This window comes from Paenibacillus methanolicus (assembly GCF_008124765.1).
GTDB classification, from domain to species: domain Bacteria; phylum Bacillota; class Bacilli; order Paenibacillales; family Paenibacillaceae; genus Paenibacillus_Z; species Paenibacillus_Z methanolicus.
Window position 1 is genome coordinate 308,057 of sequence record NZ_VNHS01000007.1, and the last position, 17,600, is coordinate 325,656.

Genomic DNA, 17,600 nt, shown 5'->3' on the forward strand with positions numbered 1-17,600 from the left:
TTATCTTACCGAAGCCGCGGCGTCACCCGTTAGAATAGACCTCTCCGATCCTTGCCTAATTCTCTTCGGGCCCGCTATGATAGGCGTACAATGAATTTGATTATGGGGGGCGAACAATCGAACATGGATGATCTCCTGCGAGAATCGCAAGCGCTGCGGCAAATGGCAAGCCTGATCCGGCGCCATGCGCCTTCGAGCGGCACGCATCGGACGAGCGTACCGGGATTGTCGCTCATGCATGCCGTACAGGCGTCGGAGCCGCTGGAATCGGTGTATAAACCGTCGATTTGCGTCGTGGCGCAAGGCGCCAAGACAGCCTCGTTGGCCGACGAAACCTTCCGCTACGATCCCTCGGCGTACCTCGTCACCTCCGTCGAATTGCCAATCATCGGGCGCATCGTCGAGGCTTCGCCCGAAGTGCCGTATTTAAGCTTGAAGTTGAGTTTCGACGCCGATGTCATCCTGGACATTGTTCGGGAGATGAACCGGTCTCCGCGTAATCCGTCGAAAATCTCGCGTGGCATCGCCGTCAATCGGACATCCGCCGCGTTGCTCGATGCGATCGTCCGGCTCTTGCAGTTGCTGGGCGAGCCGGAGGACGTGGCGGTGCTCGCGCCGCTTACGATTCGCGAAATTTTGTACCGGGTGCTGCAAAGCGAACAAGGCGCGCTTATTCATCAGTTCGCCATTCACGGCAGTCAGGCCAATGCCATTGCGCAGGCGATTCAGTCGATCAACCGGCAATTCGATCGCCCGCTCGCGGTCGAAGAGCTGGCCAAGTCCGTCCGCTTGAGCGCCTCGGCGTTCCACAAACATTTCAAGCGCGTCACGGCGATGAGTCCGCTGCAGTATCAGAAGACGGTGCGGCTGCAGGAAGCAAGGCGCCTCATGCTGACGGAGAGCTTGCCAGCCTCCGACGCGGCTTTCCAGGTCGGGTACGAAAGCCCGTCCCAGTTCAGCCGGGAATATGCCCGGATGTATGGACGGCCGCCGATGTTGGACGTTCAGACGCTTCGCGCTTCCTTTACGAGCTCCGATGGGGTTGGCTGACAGCCATTACGGCGTGCCGCTGTAACTTTGACTCGTCTGGGAACGTCTGGATGATGAGGTGGTGGACAATGCGGGGGACGAAACGGTTCAGCGTAATCGTGTTTGCATTGGCGGCGATGTTGGTTTTGACCGGCTGAACGGAAGCGTTGAAGAAGATCATCGTCAGCGAACGGGCGCGGATTAAGAAAGAGGCGGGAAGGTAGCTGTCGAGACCTTCGCTAAGCTCCGTCGCTTGCGCGGAAGACGGTCTGCGGTCCGTTCATAGCCTCGACCAAAGTCCGGAAACAAAACCATGCTGCGGACCATTATCTGGTTGTTGATGCTCCTATACACTTACGTCATGGATGTAATGAATAATTTTGTAAGGAGCTAACACGATGGAATGGATGCGGCAGTTGTTCGAGCAGTACGGCGATTTTGTTTTGTTTGCGGGTTTATTCTTGGAATCGTTGGCCGTTCCGTTCCCCGGCGAGCTGGCGATGGCCTTTGGCGGGTATATGTCTTCTCTTGGTAAAATGCCGATCTTCCAAGTGATGATCTTGTCTTATCTGGGCGCCATTATCGGGACGACGCTTACCTATGTCCTCGGGGCGAAACTCGGCGCGCCTTTCTTCGAGAAGTATGGGAGATACATGCTGATGCACCCTAAGCGGATCAACAAAATTCGCCGGTGGATGGAGCGCTACGGGAGCGGCGTCGTGCTGGTCAGCCATTTTATTCCGGGCTTCCGGCATTTTACCGGGTACGTGTCCGGCATTACCGGTTTCCGGTTCCGCACGTTTCTTCTCTTTAACCATGCCGGGGCGGTAGTCTGGGTCGCTTGTTATGTCTTGTTGGGACGTTGGCTTGGCAAGCGGATGGAGGATGTCATGCATATGCTGGAGAAATTCGGCCCCTGGGCCGTGTTCGGCATCGCCGTCTTGCTGCTGGCTTTCGTGTTGATCAAGCGGGCTTGGCAGGCTTCTAGGGAGCAAGCGCGGCAAGCGCAGGATCAGCCGGGTTCGTAACATGGGGGAGATTGAGTTCGGAGTCGGGGACGGCGGCGTAAAAGGTGATGCTCGTATGAGACGCGCTGCTTTTCGCCGCCTCTTGGCTCAATCAGAAGTAAAAGACGTCGTTACCTTTTGTTTCAACGGTTGCGTAGCCCGGATCAATTGATCTTGTCGATCCAGCTCGTACAAGGCCTCTTGTACAGTGGAATGGCTGAAGTTCTGTACAACGATCTGGTTTTCGATCAACAAGACAGGACCATTCCAATTTCTGTCTATATAATCGGCAAGGCCTGCTTTCGTACAAATCCAACCCCATCGTTGCTCACCGGTACTGAACGTGACCGTAAATTCAATATGCTCCAACGAGTTCTCGCCGTCATCGCGAATGTAATCGTCGAATTTCCAGCTATCGATTACAGGTACATTGACGCTTGAGTCATTGAAGTAACTTCTAGGGAACCATCTCGTTCGATTATTATCGCCTAGCACTTTGATTTGCGCTTTCTCCGAATCTTCTTCTAAAATCTCGTATCGTTGGCCGCGCGTCAAGGCGTCCCTATAGAGACCAACACACACGCAAACTAGCGTCGTAGATGACATTCAGCTTCACCTTTCCAAGCGCGTCGCTTAGCTTTGTTGGTTTATGATTCGCAATAATTCAGCACTTGCATCGAATGTAATTTCCGCTGTAGGGGAGATGACGATCTCAACGCCAGTTACCGGATTTCTCCCGATTCTCTCCGGCTTTATAATCTTGCGAAACACGCCGAATTCCGGCAAATCAACCTCAGCTTCCTGTTGCAACCCTCTGCAAATCTCGTCCAGTAACTCGTCGACGATGCCCGCGACCTGAAGTTCTTCGATACACAATCTCACGGTTAGCATATGAATAATATCTTCTTTTTGCATGATTGCAGCTCCCTGGTTGTTTAATAATTTGTGTCGCGAATTCAGCTCCGGTTAAGACAAGTAGAGTAGCATCGCATTTCCACTCGAAGCGGCAACTTGATATATAGCCGCCGATTGGCGGCTATTTGAGTTGGTCAGGGCATAAATTCCTGATGGAATCATTCAATCAACAAGTGCTTAATATAGCTTTTTTACACAAAATGGCGATTTCCTTCAAAGTAAACGATATAATATGAGGATATTTGACATCAAGGAGAGCCGAGAAAAGATGAAGGATTGGAAAGTAAATGTAAATGTGAATGTGAATTGGTTGATTAAGGTTGTATTGGCAGGTGGAATTCAATGAAGTATTCAAAAATGGATCTAACTTCTATTTCGTTCCTGATTTTTAAAATGGCGATCATTGCGACTTTCATTGAAGCGATGGGTAGCTTCATTTATGGCGATTTCGCGATAGACGATCTTTTGCTGGCGTTTTTGATTTACTGCGTGGGCCTGTCTTTTATATATGGATGTGCTTTAATTTTGCCGCCCAAAACGAAGTATAACCCCTTAACGCTGGGCAATGACATCTTAGAGTCGATTTATCCTGAGGCTATTGGTGACCTGTATGTGGATGATGAAAAAAGAGGCGTGTTTAAGGTCAATACAATGAAAATTGATGGTGTTTCATGTAGAGAATTCGAGCCAATCGAGAATGCCTTTGAACTTTTTGTCATGTTAAACACCTATCAAAAAGTGCTTGTTACCATTCAGACAAACCGATCCAAGGAGATCTACACCCATCTTGAGCTATACAAGGAAAACGCTAAATTTATGATAGAGCATCCGGGGGTTACAAAAGCGTTTTCGAAAAGCTGAGTAAGCGAGAACCGGAGCACTTGGTTATAAGGAGAGAATATTTTGAATCAAAAAGAATTCGAGGCCGTCATCAGGCTGCCCGCGAATATCCGGTACGAGTACTTTGTAAAGAAGGTCGTTGATTTCGAGGAGATTTGGGGATTGTATGATGATGGCTGGGCGATGACTTCGGATGATAACGGGAATTTGCTGCTTCCATTCTGGCCAAAGAAAGAATTTGCGGAGTATTGCGCTTCTGAAGAGTGGTCTAATTACAACGCTCATCGTATCTCGTTAGAGGCATTTATTAATGACTGGCTGCCCGGTATGCAGAAAGATCGGCATAAGCCGTCGATTTTTTGGAATAGAGATGACTCCGCAGTTATGGAGATTCATGTGCTGCTGAATGATCTAGAGCAGGAACTTGAAAATTACTAACCGATCGCGGCGCTAACGGGGGACTTCTATTCATCCAACATTATTAATAGAGCAGTTGCCTAGCGGCGGCGAGGAGATGTGTATGAGGGAGAGCGAGAGAGAAATGATCAATGCTATCTCCGACGTAAGACTTAAGAGGATTATGAATACTGTTGTTGACTCCCCCTACGAATGTTCTGAAGAAGAAATAAAATCTGCCGTAAGCGAATATTTGCCCAGCCATTCTTGCGGTGCTGCGGCACTAACTTACTTTGCAATAATCGCGCATATTTGTTATTACCGAGATGGTTTGCAAGAGGATTTGTTGAAAATAGCACTTGTACCAACTGTATATTTTGGTATAACAGACTCAGGAAAAGTAATCGAATGGGTGCAACGTAACGTTACTGTTGTGCAAGTGTTTAAGGGGGCCACAGGATGCGAAACAACAAAGGCCGGAAGGAAATGGATAGTGGAAAAGCTGCCTGAGTATGAGAATCTTATAAAGGAGTTAATTGAACAAATTAGCGAGGAAGACCGATCGGTTAATTAGAAAGCTCGATTATCCCTCAGTAAACCAGGGGGACATTATTCGTTAAGGGGGAGGCTTAACATGCGGCCCGACGTATACGGCGCCGTCGTCGACGAGGCGACGAGGTGCAAGCACTATCATTCCGAACTTGACATTATCGCGCTCAAATTTGGCTGCTGCGATCGCTATTATCCATGCTATGAATGCCATCTCGAGGCAGCGGATCATCCGCCGAAGCCATGGCCGAGGTCGCGCGCGGAGGAGCCTGCCGTCTTATGCGGCGCCTGCGGTCATGAAATGACCGTCCAGGCTTACAAGGAAAGCGGCTTCCAATGCCCGTCGTGCCAAGCGGCGTTCAATCCGGGTTGTCAGCTTCATTACGATCTTTATTTCGAGGAGAACAGCGGCATGGACGGGATTAAACGAGCTGAACGGCTATGGAGGCGTATTATCGAGAAAGGTTCGAGCGTGGAAGCGAACTTTGAGGAAGCCTTAAATTTGCAGCCCGGCGCTACAGAGGAAGATTTCCAGCTTCTCGAACGAACCCTTGGCGTCACGCTCCCGGAAGAATTGAAAAGTTTCTATCGCATCCATAATGGCCAGGTTTGGAATATGGGGAGTAGTTGCTTTGTTCGAAATTTGACGCTATCCCCGATTTCCGGAATTATCGAGAACTGGACTTTTCTGCAGGAGGAATTCGATCCTGATGATCTAGAGGCGGAGGAGATCGATCACGAAATCAAGCCCTGCCTTTGGAATCCGAAGTGGATTCCAATTGCAAGCAATGGTGGCGGGGATTATCTGTGTATCGATACAGACCCGTCGGAAGCCGGAGTCGTCGGACAAGTGCTTTATTATTGGCATGATTGGGGAAATCGCTCCGTTGAGGGGAAGAGTCTGTTTGCATTCATCGACATTTGTTTGGCGGAAGAGGAGTAGTTGCTTTCGGTAAGGCTTTCAACAGGCAAGACAATGAAGCCGGGACCCCATCCGATCAGGAGCGGGTCCCTTTTTCTCGACCAGGGGCGCTATCTCCGATGCTACCCACCGCAAGAGTTTACGCTTGCAGGAGAAGTAGTAGATAATGGGAGTATGGATAAGCATCGATTGAGGAGGCGCATAACTTGAGAGAAATTGATATTCGCGACTTATGGTTCGATTTTGCCGCAGCCTTCGTACAGAGAAAGAATGCATCGGGCTGGGATGCGCTGTCCGTGCAAGAACAAGAAATTGCCGCTCTTTGGATGTTGGAGGCCGATGTATATAACGGAGGGTTTTTGCAGTTCTTTTGCAATGGCGGGGAAGAGGCTTATAACTATGCGGTTCGGGCATTACAAGCCATCGGGGCCGTCCACGCGCTGGACGTCGTCAAGTCCGGATATGCCTGTATCGAGCATTTGTCGGAAGATAACCGCCTCACTCAACTTTGGGATATTCCGACTTTTCTTACCGAAGAAGAGACCGCCATACTGGATAAGCTTGATGCGAGATTTTGGCAAGACCCGGATCGCATTGCGGAGTTGGCCTATCGTTATTACGTTGTGGGAGGTATTTCATGAATCGATCGTATCAAATACTACCTTTTTCGCAGGTGAAGGAAAATTTGCCTAAAGATTGTTGGGCTTATTCTCGAAATGAAAGCAATAAAGGCGAATTTGAAGAAGAGCTTGTTGCTTATTTCTCGACAGACGCATGGCTGGACAAGCTGAATCTGGATATGCCTTTCGAAATGGACAACATCTTTCTCATTCTTGTCGACGGCAATCTATCTGTCCACAACTACATCTATAATAAAAATACGGATGGCGCAACAGGGTTGATCGTGAAGGGAAATCTAACCGCTGGCAATATGCTTGTGGGTGGACAAGAAATTTACATAACAGGCAATTTGGCCGTTAACGAGCTTTTTTGGGGAGATTACAACCACGGTGATCTAAGGGTGGGTGGAGATGTAAATGCCGCCATTTTTGCTGCTACGGACGAATATCACGTAAGCATTACAGGTACTCAATACTCTAAACATCATCTAAGTGAATGGGACGAAGATGGAGATTGGAAACAATTAGACAGCGGTGACATCGAGCAATGGCTATGTGCCGAACTCTACGTGGAAGATGAAGATGAAGATGAAGAAGGTTTTCGCTTGACTCGTGGCCGTGAGGTGTTGGACAAACTGGATTCCGGGCAATCGCTTTTGAACCCCCTGATGACCGCATCTGTTGAACCTCCGCAAGAGGAGTGGGGCCGGTTTCGGGAGCGGGTCACGGTCGAGAAGATTGAAGAGATCCTCTCCTTGCCGATCGTCCAAGAAAAATATAACGACTACTACGATCTGGATCGAAATGGTTACTGGTTTGGCAAGTTATTCTTCGGATTTCGTTTGCCGGGACAAGGGAAGTGCCCTCGAGTAGATGTTGGCAAAGAAATCGTTCAACATCAAGGGGAAGAAGATTTTTGTTTTTTTCATTATGAAGTTCTCCTTGACGAACAAGGTCAAAAGTATATTGGGCTCAGCTTTCAGGCAGGCAATGGCTATGAGCAACAATCGGAACAAATTATGCCCGATGATACCGATAAGTTAAAAAAGGCCATCTTTTATTTTGAAAAGCTTGCCCAAATAGTGCCGATTCATAACAAGAAATACATCGAAGACAAAAATGAGTTGGAAGCCATTGCCGCAGAGAAAGAACTTGTTATCCAAACGCTCATGAACCAAGAGGATCTCCTGGATCAGACATGCGAGCTTTTTGGCCATACCTTCCGCATCATCACCTTGAAACAGGCAGAACAGCTATTGCATGAGCTTATCCATCCGGGAGAAAACAGGAAGTTGTATTACTCGATATTGGCCAACTATGGCAGCTACGACACGGATAGACCTGCTTACTTTCTGCTTATGGAAGAGGATGCCCATCTCACCCATTTGGACATGGAACAGTTCGCCGATTGCGAAGAGCGGATTGGCTTCCGAATCGAAGGATATATATTCATGAGCCATCTAACCGTCGATCAGTACATGATGGCTTATGATACCGACTATTCACCGCCCCTTGTGGTTTTCGGGAATCTCCAGGCCAAACATATTTTCTTGAGCGGTCACAGCTTTTATGTTGGCGGCAATCTCCAATGCGAGTGCCTGTACGGCTTCTATAATCATGGAGAGTTGATCGTATCCGGGCAACTGGAGGCCGGAGTGGTGATTGCTAGAGATTTTCAAATGTGGATCAATCAAATACGGAGTAATGTTCTCATTGCCGATAATTGCATCCATGGTATGACTGTATTCGAGAATGAAGACAACACCTATGAAAGGATGTGGACGGTATACCCGTCCACTTTCCGATCCAAGGATGTTCTTCAAGAAGAACTCGTCGATCCGGATCACGATGGATGTTGGCCGAACGAGCAAATGCTTTTGAAAGCCTTTATCGATGGAAAAACAGTTACGGATGAAGCGAAGCGGAAGCAAAAATATGCTTCGTTTCCCGAAGAGCTGTCTGACAAATTTCAAGAAGTCTTTGGTGATCCCATTTTCCAGAAGGAAACGAGTTATACGATAGCGCAAAAAGAGACAGCAAACGTCTTCTTTTACCATTCTAATGGCGACGAGTGGAAGCAAATAGGGTATACGAATTTTATACATCATTATGGTTTGCGAATTGTCTGGTATGCGCGGCAGAATAGATGGCAGCTCATACAAGATATGTATGCCGAAGACGGGGATCTTGTCTGCATGTTTCCAAGTGAGCTCGAGGATGAATATGCCCCCTCCTTAGCCGTGAAATACTGGATTCCAGAAGCTGTTCAAGTGTTCAAGGCGGAGAGGAGGAGGTTGGAACAAATGAATCAGCCTCAGGATGACCTCCTATCCGTTCTCGTTGAGAAGGAGAACCATCCCGCTATTGACCGTATAGTGAAGGCGCTGGATTTGTACATACCTACTGGAACCATTGTCGCGACAGATCCGGTGGTAAGTATGGAAAGGTCAGGTTTTAAACGCCAAACTCCTATTGGAACCTTTCCTGTTTATCTGTATTTTGATCATCAGTATGACCGGGTGGCCTGCGCGGAGTTGCGTTTCTCGGAAGAAGAAGTTCACACGTGGGAAATGGCTTTACTTCCTGAACAAGAAATGAAGGAACTCCAGGACGGCGAAGCATATGGATACCTGGTGGACTCCGGTTATGGTTGCTTCATGGATGCGGACAGTGCGAAGTCAATGATTCAGCATGAGCAGTTGTTGGAGAAACAGCTCGGTCATGATTTCATTAGTTACTATGATAATTTTCTAAGTGATTTGCTTGAAACCAAAGACGGCAACCTTGATTATGGTGAAATTGTTCCTGATCCCCAAAAGCCACATAATGTTGCCCTATTTTCTTCCGGATGGGGAGACGGCTTTTATGTTTCCTATTTTGGACTTAATAAGGAAGGGGAAGTCGTTCGGCTTGTTACCGACTTTGGGGTGATTTGAGTTCCTTGCCGACCCATAACGCGCATTTGAATTTTCCAATGAGGAAGCAGCTGTGGCAGCTGCTTCCTTTTTTGATGAATCTAACGGTCGGCTGCCATTTCTCTATAGCGGGAGGGGAATTTATCATTAAAAATGAGTTGACTTTGACACAGTGTCAATCTTTTAAGATAAGGGGGAAAGGAGATGAGGTATCAGAATGAAAGAGATTAAACACACAGCGATAGCTAACCTCCAGCCCGTGAGCGTCATCGGATTAGGCATGATGGGCACAGCTATTGCCCAAACGTTCCTGAAGGAAGGACATCCGACGACCGTCTGGAATCGTACGCCAGGCAAAGCCGAGGCACTTGTGATGCAGGGGGCGAAGCTCGCGAACACAGTGAACGAAGCGATTGCAGCAAGTCCGATTGTGGTGATCTGCGTGCTGGATTACGGGGCCGTGGATGATATCCTTGAGGGGGCAGGCGAGATATTGGCCGGTCGGGCGATCGTAAATCTTACAAATGGAACTCCGGCACAAGGCCGGAGAACTGCCGCCTGGGTGACCGAACGGGGGGCCGATTATCTGGATGGCGGGATCATGGCTGTACCCCAGATGATTGGCACCTCTGGCGCGCTTGTGCTGTACAGCGGATCAGAAAAGGTCTTCCAAGCCTACCAACCGATGCTAAAGGGGTTAGGGGCCGTGAATGATCTTGGCGAAGACCCGGGATTGGCGTCGCTTTATGACTTGGTGCTCCTAAGTGCCATGTATGGGATGTTCGGTGGTTTCTTCCAAGCTACGGCCATGATCCGTTCGGAACAGATCCAAGCGGAAGCTTTTACGGAACTTGTGGTTCCTTGGCTCCAGGCCATGTCGGCCTCGTTGCCCTTGATGGCGCAAGCTGTAGATGCAGGCGAACATCGAACGAACGTGTCCAGTCTTTCCATCAACCAGACGGGATTTGTTAATTTCATCGAAGTGTGCCAAGAGCAAGGCATCAGTACGGAGTTAATGACGCCGATTCAAGGATTGATCACTGGGTCCGAGAAACTTTCCCTAGTTAGGAAGCGTAAGCATTTAAAGAAAATTCCTAAAGCGTAGTACTTACTTTGAATTGGAGGTTTATATGGGCTTAGGTATAGCATTTCTGTTATTAGGTGTACTTTTTACCTTTTTTCCGAGGGTTACTCATTATATCTCTTCCTTTAAGCTACATATTAGTAAGGAAGGATTCACCGCTAGAGGAGATAAGATAGGAACAATTCAGTTGATACTGACCCGTACTATTGGGATTGTATTTCTTCTTGTGAGTAGTTTGTTTCTCGTCTATTATTTCATTGAAGCATTAAGTTAACTGGGGAACGTTAGCCCAATGGATAGATCGGAGTGAATCGTATAAAACGACCAATTGGGATTCAGATTGAGGGGACAATTTATGCAAATGAAGGTGATCTAGGGCATAACGAATTCCTACAAGTTTTTATCGCATTTATCGAGAGTAAAGGATGGCATTTCGGCGGTGGAAGTTACCAGATTGATGAAAGTGGGGACCACATTAAAGATATCGATTGAACGATTTGGAGACGATAGCTGAACGAACGCCGCGGCAGCCAACCATTGAGCGGTTGCTGTTTTCTCAACTGGAGCAGATTATCGCAACATATCAAGGGCTTTGAAAAGGCTAGTGAAATGGGGCGTACCTCTTTATCGATATCGCCTAGAGATCAGAAACTCGGCAACAGGGTATACGGCTAAGCCGAAGCACAGAATGAGACTTATCGGAACGTTGTCTTGACCATTCACATACTTCTTGACAACGAGAACGATAACCAGGGCGATTAGAAGGGCGTAGTAGCTGATTCTTGCACTCTTCAATTGAATCATCTTGCCCAATTCGTCATCCGGGCTGAAACCCTGATGCTGAGGTCCCCATGTCAAAGCGGACATGACGACTCCGAGCGGAATCGCTAAGCGTATAAAATCGTCAACGACCCCAAGCGTATCGCGTTGAAGCCACCGGTAGGACATTTGACAGAATAATAGGAAAAAAAGTCCCCCGACGATATAAACTAGAAGCTGACGCCAGTTCATTTTGGCAGTACTCATAGTCTTGTTCCTCCTCATGAGACTTATTAATTGCGAGTGAATAACCCATCAACCGTCATGTTTAACACTTCCGCTAGCTTAAAGGCAAGCTGGAGCGTCGGGTCGTATTTATTATTCTCGATGGCATTGATCGTTTGTCTGGAAACGGAACAAGCCACTGCGAGTTGTTCTTGCGAAATCCCTTTTTCTTTACGAATTCCCTTGATTCGATTCTCCAATTCTCCAACCTCGTATGTCAAAAGTTTTTTACATTTCCATCTTATTCAAAGCACGGGTAACTGTCAAATGTTCTTTACATTTTTTCAGTGGCAGCCGCTCGATCGGCTGCCTTTTCGTTACGCTAAGGGGCAGTTTAGCGCAATAGAGAAACATGATAAAATGAAGGAAATACAATCGTTTTATTAGTGGGTGAACTTTATGTGGTATGAGTATTTAAGCGAAAACAATTTTATTAAACTTTTATACAATGAAGTACCCGCTTTAAAAAATCTGCGAATTTCTCGTGAAGGCGACAGAATTACTGTAAGCTCCGATATGCCCGTTTTTCCTGACAATCCTCCGAAGAAATGGGTTGAAAAAAGCGATTCAATTGCATTTGTCGAGCTTGATTTCTTTGATATCCAAGAAGTTATTTTAAGGTCAAACAATAACACATATAGAGCTAATATAGATATCGAAAAAGATGAAGCAGGAGACTTAATTGTAAGTATATCTGGGACAGTACAAGCAAAAATAAGAGCAGCTGTTGGCATAATACAATCTGTTCGAGGGTATTGACACGTTATTACGCTATCTGGGAACGCTAGTCAAATACCATGTTGAGAATACCGGAAATTATGCGATTAGCTAGATATTCTATTTTAATTAATGAGGAGAAGGTGATTCAAATAGATAAGAAATTAGGTGACATTCATCGTGATCTACTTGCTACCATAGAATTGGTCTATAACGTGTGTGAATTTGTTTGTTCCGAGCCATGCGTAGAAGTCCAAAATGCGGAATACGGGGCCTATTTGTTTTATGCGAATACACGCCTGATTCGATTTCGTGTAGCCAAAGTGACTCCCAGAAAAGTTGGGCAATTCGTAACACTATGGCGGAGAATGGAAGATGGTACAACTCGACCATTCGATGGTTCAGAAGAAGTGGATTACTTTGTAATTAGTACTCGGGATGGTAATAAGTTGGGGCAATTTGTATTTCCTAAAGAAGCGCTAGTACAAAACAATATTGTTTCTAATAATGGGAGCGGCGGGAAGCGTGGAATACGAGTTTATCCATCTTGGGATATGCCAACAAGCCGTCAGGCTCAAAAAACCCAGAACTGGCAGTTAAAGTACTTTTTTGAAATACCGATCAACGAACCAATAAAAGTTGAACGGGCAGTAACGCTTTACAGTCAATGAGTTATATTCACTTAGGGCGGACATTAAGCTCTATCGGAGAACAATAGCTCAATGAACCCACGACGGCAGCTGGTAATATTGGATGGTGAGACTGGCGGAACACGTAAAAGTTATATTGTCGCTCTAGCATTGTAGTAGGAGGTGTACAAATAGGATTGTTGAACTTTATTATTATGGTCTTTTCTTTTATCGTGTCAACTGCTTTATCTATCATGATAATGAGGAATAAAAAACACAAATGGTTAAGTATGTTTTCTGCTTTTATTATTAACACGATAATATTGGGGATGGTCTTCTGGATTCTATACAAATATCGCCATCCCCTTTAAGGCTTGCTGCAGACAAGTTGGATACGAAATTACTAATCTCCGTTTTATCCGTCATTTCTTGAACCTTCTCATCCTGATCATATTTGATCCCTAATTTCAATTGAACTACTAAAGATTGCTGAATCGGTATTTATACAGCAGTTCAAAAGTTAACCGTTACGTTTTATATTCCGGCGTGCATCCTGCAAAAAACCATCCATTATTTATGATGTCTACATGAAGGGTTACGCTACTGCATGCAAGGAAACGCAAAATAGCTCTTGCAACCTATGGTTGTATTTTATGGAGGACCCAATTCAACATACACTCGATTTTGATTCCGATTGCTTTGTGATACGATCTGTTAGGGTTGAGTAATGGAGGTGGACTTTCGGTGCTGGACAACAAAAAAGCAGGCAAAAACATATTGGCATTGCGGAAGGGAGCATCATTAACTCAATCAGCGCTTTCCAACTTACTAGGCGTAAGCCATCAAGCCGTTTCGAAGTGGGAGCAAGGCGAATGCTTGCCTGATATCGAGGTTTTACTTAAACTAGGACAGGTCTTCAATAAGTCTGTAGAAGAGATTCTTCTAAGTGAAAGGGTCACGAGTGATTCTGTGATTATGGAAGATGTGAACCCTCCTAATGGGACTTCCGAACAGCTCGATATTTGGACAAAAGCACTGATAAAAATAAAAAGCCAAATGGATATTCGGAGTTTCGATACATGGTTTGAGAATACAAAGGCGGAGTATGTGGAGGGCACCTTTATAATCTACAGTCCGATCGACTTTGCTACGGAGTGGTTACACTCGAGATACTCGAAACTCGTATTACAAATTCTCGAAGAAACGACAGGTGAATCCTACGTGAAGGTCGAGTTCCGGACAATGGATAATCGTGTGCCTCCTAATAAACAGAAAGCAACGATACGTAAATACGAATACAAGGTCGAGTCCGGGTCAATGGACAAACAGGTTAGGGCGAGATGGTTATACTAACAGCACCTGATGGGAGTAGGCCGAACAGGAAGCAGTTCGCCGCGGCGCCGCTCCCTGTTCCATTGTAATAACGAGCAGGATAACGCGGAAAACCAAATAGGCCCCATCTCAGCGGGAGCCTCCTTACCCTCTTGGAGCCCATAACATGATCGATACACCGACTATACAAATAGCGGCTCCCAACCAGTCGAACATATCGGGCGTTTTTCTATCGACAAGCCACCCCCATAACACCGCCAGTACTATGAAAACACCACCGTAAGCAGCATAGACTCGCCCGAATGACGGGAAACTTTGCAGCGTAGGGATGATACCGTACAAAATAAGAATGATACTGCCGACAATCCCACACCAAAGAGGTTTTGATTCTCGGATCCATAACCAAACCAGATATCCTCCTCCAATTTCAGCGAGACCGGCAAGCACAAATATAAAAATGGCCATCACCATAAAAATTCCCCTAACACGAGCCTTCGTTTTCTATTTTATCTTTGCATTCCGACCAAGTCAGGCATTTGCAGTTTATGCCGCTATCAAGAATCTGGATCATCGAATTTAGCTGTTTCTTTCGCGCTTCGAGTTCGGCGCGTTTTTGCTTGGCCATCTGCTCCCACCGATCCGAAAGTGAATCCCCTGGTTCAAATCCTTCTAGCAAAATTGTGATTTCCTGAATGCTAAAGCCTGTTTGCTGTGCGACTTTAATAAAATGGATGCGATCTAAAAGTCCCTCGTCATATCGACGTTGACCATTTTTGCGCTCTGGGGCAGGAAGAAGACCGACGGATTCATAATAACGCAGCGTCGATGCGTTGACTTCTGCCTTTTCCGCGAGCTTACCAATACTAAGTCCAGCCATAACAACAACTCCTTGACTTAAAGTAAGCTTTAAGTTTTATGATTGGATTATAGCTTTCTTGGAAGGGGATGTAAATGAAAAAAGAGAGTTGGCTAGCTAGTCTTGGACTATTAGGGGCATGCGCTTTGTGCTGCGCGCTGCCGCTTATTGGAGGCCTAACTGTTTTAGGGGTATCCTCCTTCTTTATGAATCCGTTCGTTATAGCGGGTATCGCGCTTCTATTCATCGTAGTAGGCATCGTAATCTATCAAAGACGTAAAACAACCGGATCCTCTTGCATGACAATGACCACAGGATGCGGCTGCAATTCCTGTAAGACGAAAGGAGCGTAATGAGATATGAAAAAAAATACCGGTGGCTTGCTGTCACAGCGTTTTTACGACTGAACAGCGCGTGGAGTATAAAAACATTTGGGGAGCGCTGGAAACAAGAAGGCTCGGCATCACAGAGCTTGAAACCGGGTACCAATATGGCTTCCCAGGAGACGCGGAAACGCTGAGGCTTATCCATGAATGGGTAAGCATGGAGCGCAAATGCTGCCCATTTCTAACGTTCACGGTCATTGCAAGCAACACGGAAGAGCCGGTTTTGCTTCAGCTAACAGGAAATGAAGAGGCAAAAGCATTCTTGAGAACCGATATGGAATCGACTATAAACATCATAATCGGTTAATGACAGGAGAAACCATGAAAACAACCACATACTGGATAAGCACCATATTAGCTGCAGGACTTTTATTGATCGGCGGTATTCTTTTCATCATGCAGGGAGAGCACCAAGTAGAGGAAATGAAGCATCTTGGTTATCCGGTCTACATGTTAACGTTTCTCGGGATTGGAAGAATCCTAGGTTCTGTCGCAATCGTCATACCGCGCTTTCCACGCCTGAAAGAATGGGCTTATGCGGGCTTTGTCATTGACCTATTCGCCGCTTCGGCATCTCATGCCTATGCAGGGGACAGCATCGTTCAGATTGTATCACCATTGATATTTCTTGTACTGATTATCGTATCTTGGGCACTACGTCCACCAAGTCGTAAACTAAAAGCTCAGTAGGGTATCAAGATTCGAATGCCGCTAGCGGCGCCTTAAGATTTTATTGTTCAAGTCATGGGCGCCGCCGCGGCGATTCTTCTGATCACGCAGCTCAGTCCAGCTCGGCGCGAGTGAATAGATCGTGAATAAGCGCCTCATCCTCGCAGGCAGATTTGAACGCCCGTGCGAATTGTTCTACAGCGGCTCCGTTCGTCGAGTAGGCACAGAACATATCTGCTTCCGGGTCCAAACGGATCGTGTCTGCGAGCTCCGGCATCCGCTCATGCAAGAACACCGCCGCCAGTGCTGCCCAATCATAACCGCTGCCTTCGAACCCCTCGTCCGCCCGGCTGTCGAATAGCTTGGCCAAATAGCTGCCGACCGTCAGAATGACAGATTTGCCGCCATCATGCTGTTCCACGAGGATGAAAGGGGCCAAATCGTTCGGTTCTCCTTCATCGGCCAACGCCTCGGGCATGCTGTCATCCTCATCCATCACCAGACCGCGGATGAACGTCTCGAAGTCCGGCGCCAGGAAGGTAATCTCGTAATCGTCCTCCTGATCGACATGGATGACTTCGGGTTCGCCGTCCTTCCCGCAGTGACGGTAATCCAGCATTACGACATCGTGCCCTGCCGAAGGGCAGTCGCAGATGACCACGCCGATATCCGGATAGCCCCACTCTTCAATCATAAACGGACTGCCGAGATCGCCGCAGACAGAATAGCTTTTGTCGCGTCCGATTCCCATAATGCCCGTTATCGCGATGTGATCGTCAGCCCAAGAAGTAGGTTCATCTGTCGGAAAAGAGGTATAGCGGGGAACGCCCCCGTTCTGATGCTTCATCAGAGCGATGTAGGCTGCTGGCAGTTTATAGCCGAGTTCTTCTTCTACGGAAGCTATCAGCTCCTCCGTAGGCGGATCAGAGACATAATGTTCGCTGGCATAGGGACTGTCTTCCCAGAAACGGTCGAGATCCATCCCTTCGAAAGGGATTGCTCCAGGGTCTTTATGCGGTTTGTCGCGTGTGCGCCGGGAGTCAGCCTTCTGTTGTTTTTGCCATTTTCTGCGGCTCCGGTCGAGCAACCAGGCTGCATGCCGATCGCCGGGATCCAGTTCCAGCGCGGTGCTTAGCACGCCTGCCGCTTCCTCATACCGCTTCAAATGATAATAGGCATAGCCTACTCGAAAATACCACAACGGATCATTGTTTCCCTGCTCCGCAATGCCAGCAAACTGTTCCAGTGCTTGTTCATACAAACTTAGATTGTTATAAGCTCGACCTATGCTGCCGATCATGTCGTAATCCCTGTCTGCTGGAGGAATCTTCAGCAAAGCGTCTACGATCTGCTGGTGTTCGTTATCCTCATGCCACTGCATGATCTGTGCGCGAAGCTCTTGTTCCATCGTTGCCATCAGCCTCCCAAGCGAAACTATGATTTTCTCTATTTTACCAGAGAGAAGACTTTGAATGGGAATGTTTACCTTCGCCCATGAGGAATGAAAAATGAAAGCGCGATCGTGTTTGACTTCGTCGATGTAATAAGCTTTTAATGGCAGCCGTCCATGTGGAACGGCTGTTTTTTCATGGTTGCGCGCTAAGTCATAATCTTACAAACTTGCAAGGTGGATGTAAGGCAAATCGATCGCTTGGGCCAGCCTGGCAGGATAAGATGGGAACAAACGAAA

General features: G+C 47.1%; 21 protein-coding genes and 1 pseudogene. 15 read left to right on the forward strand and 7 right to left on the reverse strand.

Annotated elements, in window-relative coordinates; translation table 11 throughout:
• Positions 1-123 precede the first annotated feature (123 nt).
• Together BCM02_RS19605 and BCM02_RS19610 are read left to right on the forward strand one after the other, a co-directional pair.
• Positions 124-1,050 carry an AraC family transcriptional regulator gene (locus BCM02_RS19605; RefSeq protein WP_148930965.1) on the forward strand — a complete coding sequence of 309 codons (927 nt, stop codon included), beginning with the start codon at positions 124-126 and terminating at the stop codon, positions 1,048-1,050.
• A gap of 377 nt (positions 1,051-1,427) precedes the next feature.
• Complete coding sequence (locus BCM02_RS19610; protein ID WP_148930815.1) at positions 1,428-2,057, forward strand: DedA family protein; 630 nt, start codon at positions 1,428-1,430, stop codon at positions 2,055-2,057.
• Positions 2,058-2,144: 87 nt separating this feature from the next.
• On the opposite strand, the gene BCM02_RS19615 is transcribed toward BCM02_RS19610, so the two are convergent.
• Together BCM02_RS19615 and BCM02_RS19620 are read right to left on the reverse strand one after the other, a co-directional pair.
• Entirely contained in the window at positions 2,145-2,642 is a 498-nt protein-coding gene (locus tag BCM02_RS19615; protein ID WP_148930816.1) for a hypothetical protein, read from the reverse strand.
• A gap of 27 nt (positions 2,643-2,669) precedes the next feature.
• Positions 2,670-2,951: an HU family DNA-binding protein gene (locus BCM02_RS19620; RefSeq protein WP_148930817.1), complete on the reverse strand. Its 282-nt coding sequence runs from the start codon at positions 2,949-2,951 to the stop codon at positions 2,670-2,672.
• 342 nt (positions 2,952-3,293) lie between these two features.
• Between BCM02_RS19620 and BCM02_RS19625 the strand changes: the two genes are divergently transcribed.
• The 9 genes and pseudogenes from BCM02_RS19625 to BCM02_RS36720 all read left to right on the forward strand — a co-directional run bounded on the left by BCM02_RS19625 (position 3,294) and on the right by BCM02_RS36720 (position 10,551).
• The gene (locus tag BCM02_RS19625) at positions 3,294-3,812 is read left to right on the forward strand and encodes a hypothetical protein (RefSeq protein ID WP_148930818.1); all 519 of its coding nucleotides are present in this window, start codon (positions 3,294-3,296) and stop codon (positions 3,810-3,812) included.
• 42 nt (positions 3,813-3,854) lie between these two features.
• Positions 3,855-4,229, forward strand: a complete 375-nt coding sequence (locus BCM02_RS19630; RefSeq protein ID WP_148930819.1) for a DUF2750 domain-containing protein — start codon at positions 3,855-3,857, stop codon at positions 4,227-4,229.
• 103 nt (positions 4,230-4,332) lie between these two features.
• Complete coding sequence (locus tag BCM02_RS19635) at positions 4,333-4,761, forward strand: hypothetical protein (RefSeq protein ID WP_187434315.1); 429 nt, start codon at positions 4,333-4,335, stop codon at positions 4,759-4,761.
• Between the two features lie 60 nt (positions 4,762-4,821).
• A pseudogene (locus tag BCM02_RS19640) lies at positions 4,822-5,028 on the forward strand (CHY zinc finger protein); the annotation flags it as partial.
• A 120-nt stretch (positions 5,029-5,148) separates the two neighbouring features.
• On the forward strand, positions 5,149-5,679 hold the full coding sequence (locus BCM02_RS19645; protein WP_148930966.1) for an SMI1/KNR4 family protein: 531 nt from the start codon (positions 5,149-5,151) through the stop codon (positions 5,677-5,679).
• A gap of 194 nt (positions 5,680-5,873) precedes the next feature.
• Positions 5,874-6,299 carry a DMP19 family protein gene (locus BCM02_RS19650; RefSeq protein ID WP_425466194.1) on the forward strand — a complete coding sequence of 142 codons (426 nt, stop codon included), beginning with the start codon at positions 5,874-5,876 and terminating at the stop codon, positions 6,297-6,299.
• The gene (locus tag BCM02_RS19655; RefSeq protein ID WP_148930822.1) at positions 6,296-9,214 is read left to right on the forward strand and encodes a DUF4241 domain-containing protein; all 2,919 of its coding nucleotides are present in this window, start codon (positions 6,296-6,298) and stop codon (positions 9,212-9,214) included. The genes BCM02_RS19650 and BCM02_RS19655 overlap by 4 nt, the downstream gene beginning before the upstream one ends.
• A gap of 196 nt (positions 9,215-9,410) precedes the next feature.
• A complete protein-coding gene (locus BCM02_RS19660) occupies positions 9,411-10,298 on the forward strand; it encodes an NAD(P)-dependent oxidoreductase (RefSeq protein ID WP_148930823.1) in 888 nt (295 codons plus the stop codon).
• A 25-nt stretch (positions 10,299-10,323) separates the two neighbouring features.
• The gene (locus BCM02_RS36720) at positions 10,324-10,551 is read left to right on the forward strand and encodes a DUF6199 family natural product biosynthesis protein (RefSeq protein WP_484217500.1); all 228 of its coding nucleotides are present in this window, start codon (positions 10,324-10,326) and stop codon (positions 10,549-10,551) included.
• Positions 10,552-10,901: 350 nt separating this feature from the next.
• Here the strand turns inward: BCM02_RS36720 and BCM02_RS19670 are convergent, their stop codons facing one another.
• On the reverse strand, positions 10,902-11,303 hold the full coding sequence (locus BCM02_RS19670; RefSeq protein WP_148930825.1) for a hypothetical protein: 402 nt from the start codon (positions 11,301-11,303) through the stop codon (positions 10,902-10,904).
• A gap of 26 nt (positions 11,304-11,329) precedes the next feature.
• Complete coding sequence (locus tag BCM02_RS19675; protein WP_148930826.1) at positions 11,330-11,521, reverse strand: helix-turn-helix transcriptional regulator; 192 nt, start codon at positions 11,519-11,521, stop codon at positions 11,330-11,332.
• A 199-nt stretch (positions 11,522-11,720) separates the two neighbouring features.
• Here BCM02_RS19675 and BCM02_RS19680 point away from each other — a divergent pair, with 199 nt between their 5' ends.
• From BCM02_RS19680 to BCM02_RS19690, 3 genes are all read left to right on the forward strand, one after another.
• Positions 11,721-12,080: an Imm50 family immunity protein gene (locus BCM02_RS19680; protein WP_148930827.1), complete on the forward strand. Its 360-nt coding sequence runs from the start codon at positions 11,721-11,723 to the stop codon at positions 12,078-12,080.
• A 101-nt stretch (positions 12,081-12,181) separates the two neighbouring features.
• Positions 12,182-12,709 carry a MepB family protein gene (locus tag BCM02_RS19685; protein ID WP_246183458.1) on the forward strand — a complete coding sequence of 176 codons (528 nt, stop codon included), beginning with the start codon at positions 12,182-12,184 and terminating at the stop codon, positions 12,707-12,709.
• A 702-nt stretch (positions 12,710-13,411) separates the two neighbouring features.
• Positions 13,412-14,020 carry a helix-turn-helix domain-containing protein gene (locus tag BCM02_RS19690; RefSeq protein WP_148930828.1) on the forward strand — a complete coding sequence of 203 codons (609 nt, stop codon included), beginning with the start codon at positions 13,412-13,414 and terminating at the stop codon, positions 14,018-14,020.
• Positions 14,021-14,143: 123 nt separating this feature from the next.
• Here BCM02_RS19690 and BCM02_RS19695 read toward each other — a convergent pair whose 3' ends face one another.
• On the reverse strand, positions 14,144-14,470 hold the full coding sequence (locus BCM02_RS19695; RefSeq protein ID WP_148930829.1) for a YnfA family protein: 327 nt from the start codon (positions 14,468-14,470) through the stop codon (positions 14,144-14,146).
• A gap of 10 nt (positions 14,471-14,480) precedes the next feature.
• Positions 14,481-14,876 (reverse strand): MerR family transcriptional regulator, encoded by a 396-nt coding sequence (locus BCM02_RS19700; protein WP_148930830.1) that lies wholly within the window; start codon positions 14,874-14,876, stop codon positions 14,481-14,483.
• A 686-nt stretch (positions 14,877-15,562) separates the two neighbouring features.
• Here BCM02_RS19700 and BCM02_RS19710 point away from each other — a divergent pair.
• Entirely contained in the window at positions 15,563-15,931 is a 369-nt protein-coding gene (locus BCM02_RS19710) for a DoxX family protein (protein WP_246183459.1), read from the forward strand.
• Positions 15,932-16,022: 91 nt separating this feature from the next.
• Here the strand turns inward: BCM02_RS19710 and BCM02_RS19715 are convergent, their stop codons facing one another.
• A complete protein-coding gene (locus BCM02_RS19715; protein WP_148930833.1) occupies positions 16,023-17,318 on the reverse strand; it encodes an Imm51 family immunity protein in 1,296 nt (431 codons plus the stop codon).
• Positions 17,319-17,600 lie beyond the last annotated feature (282 nt).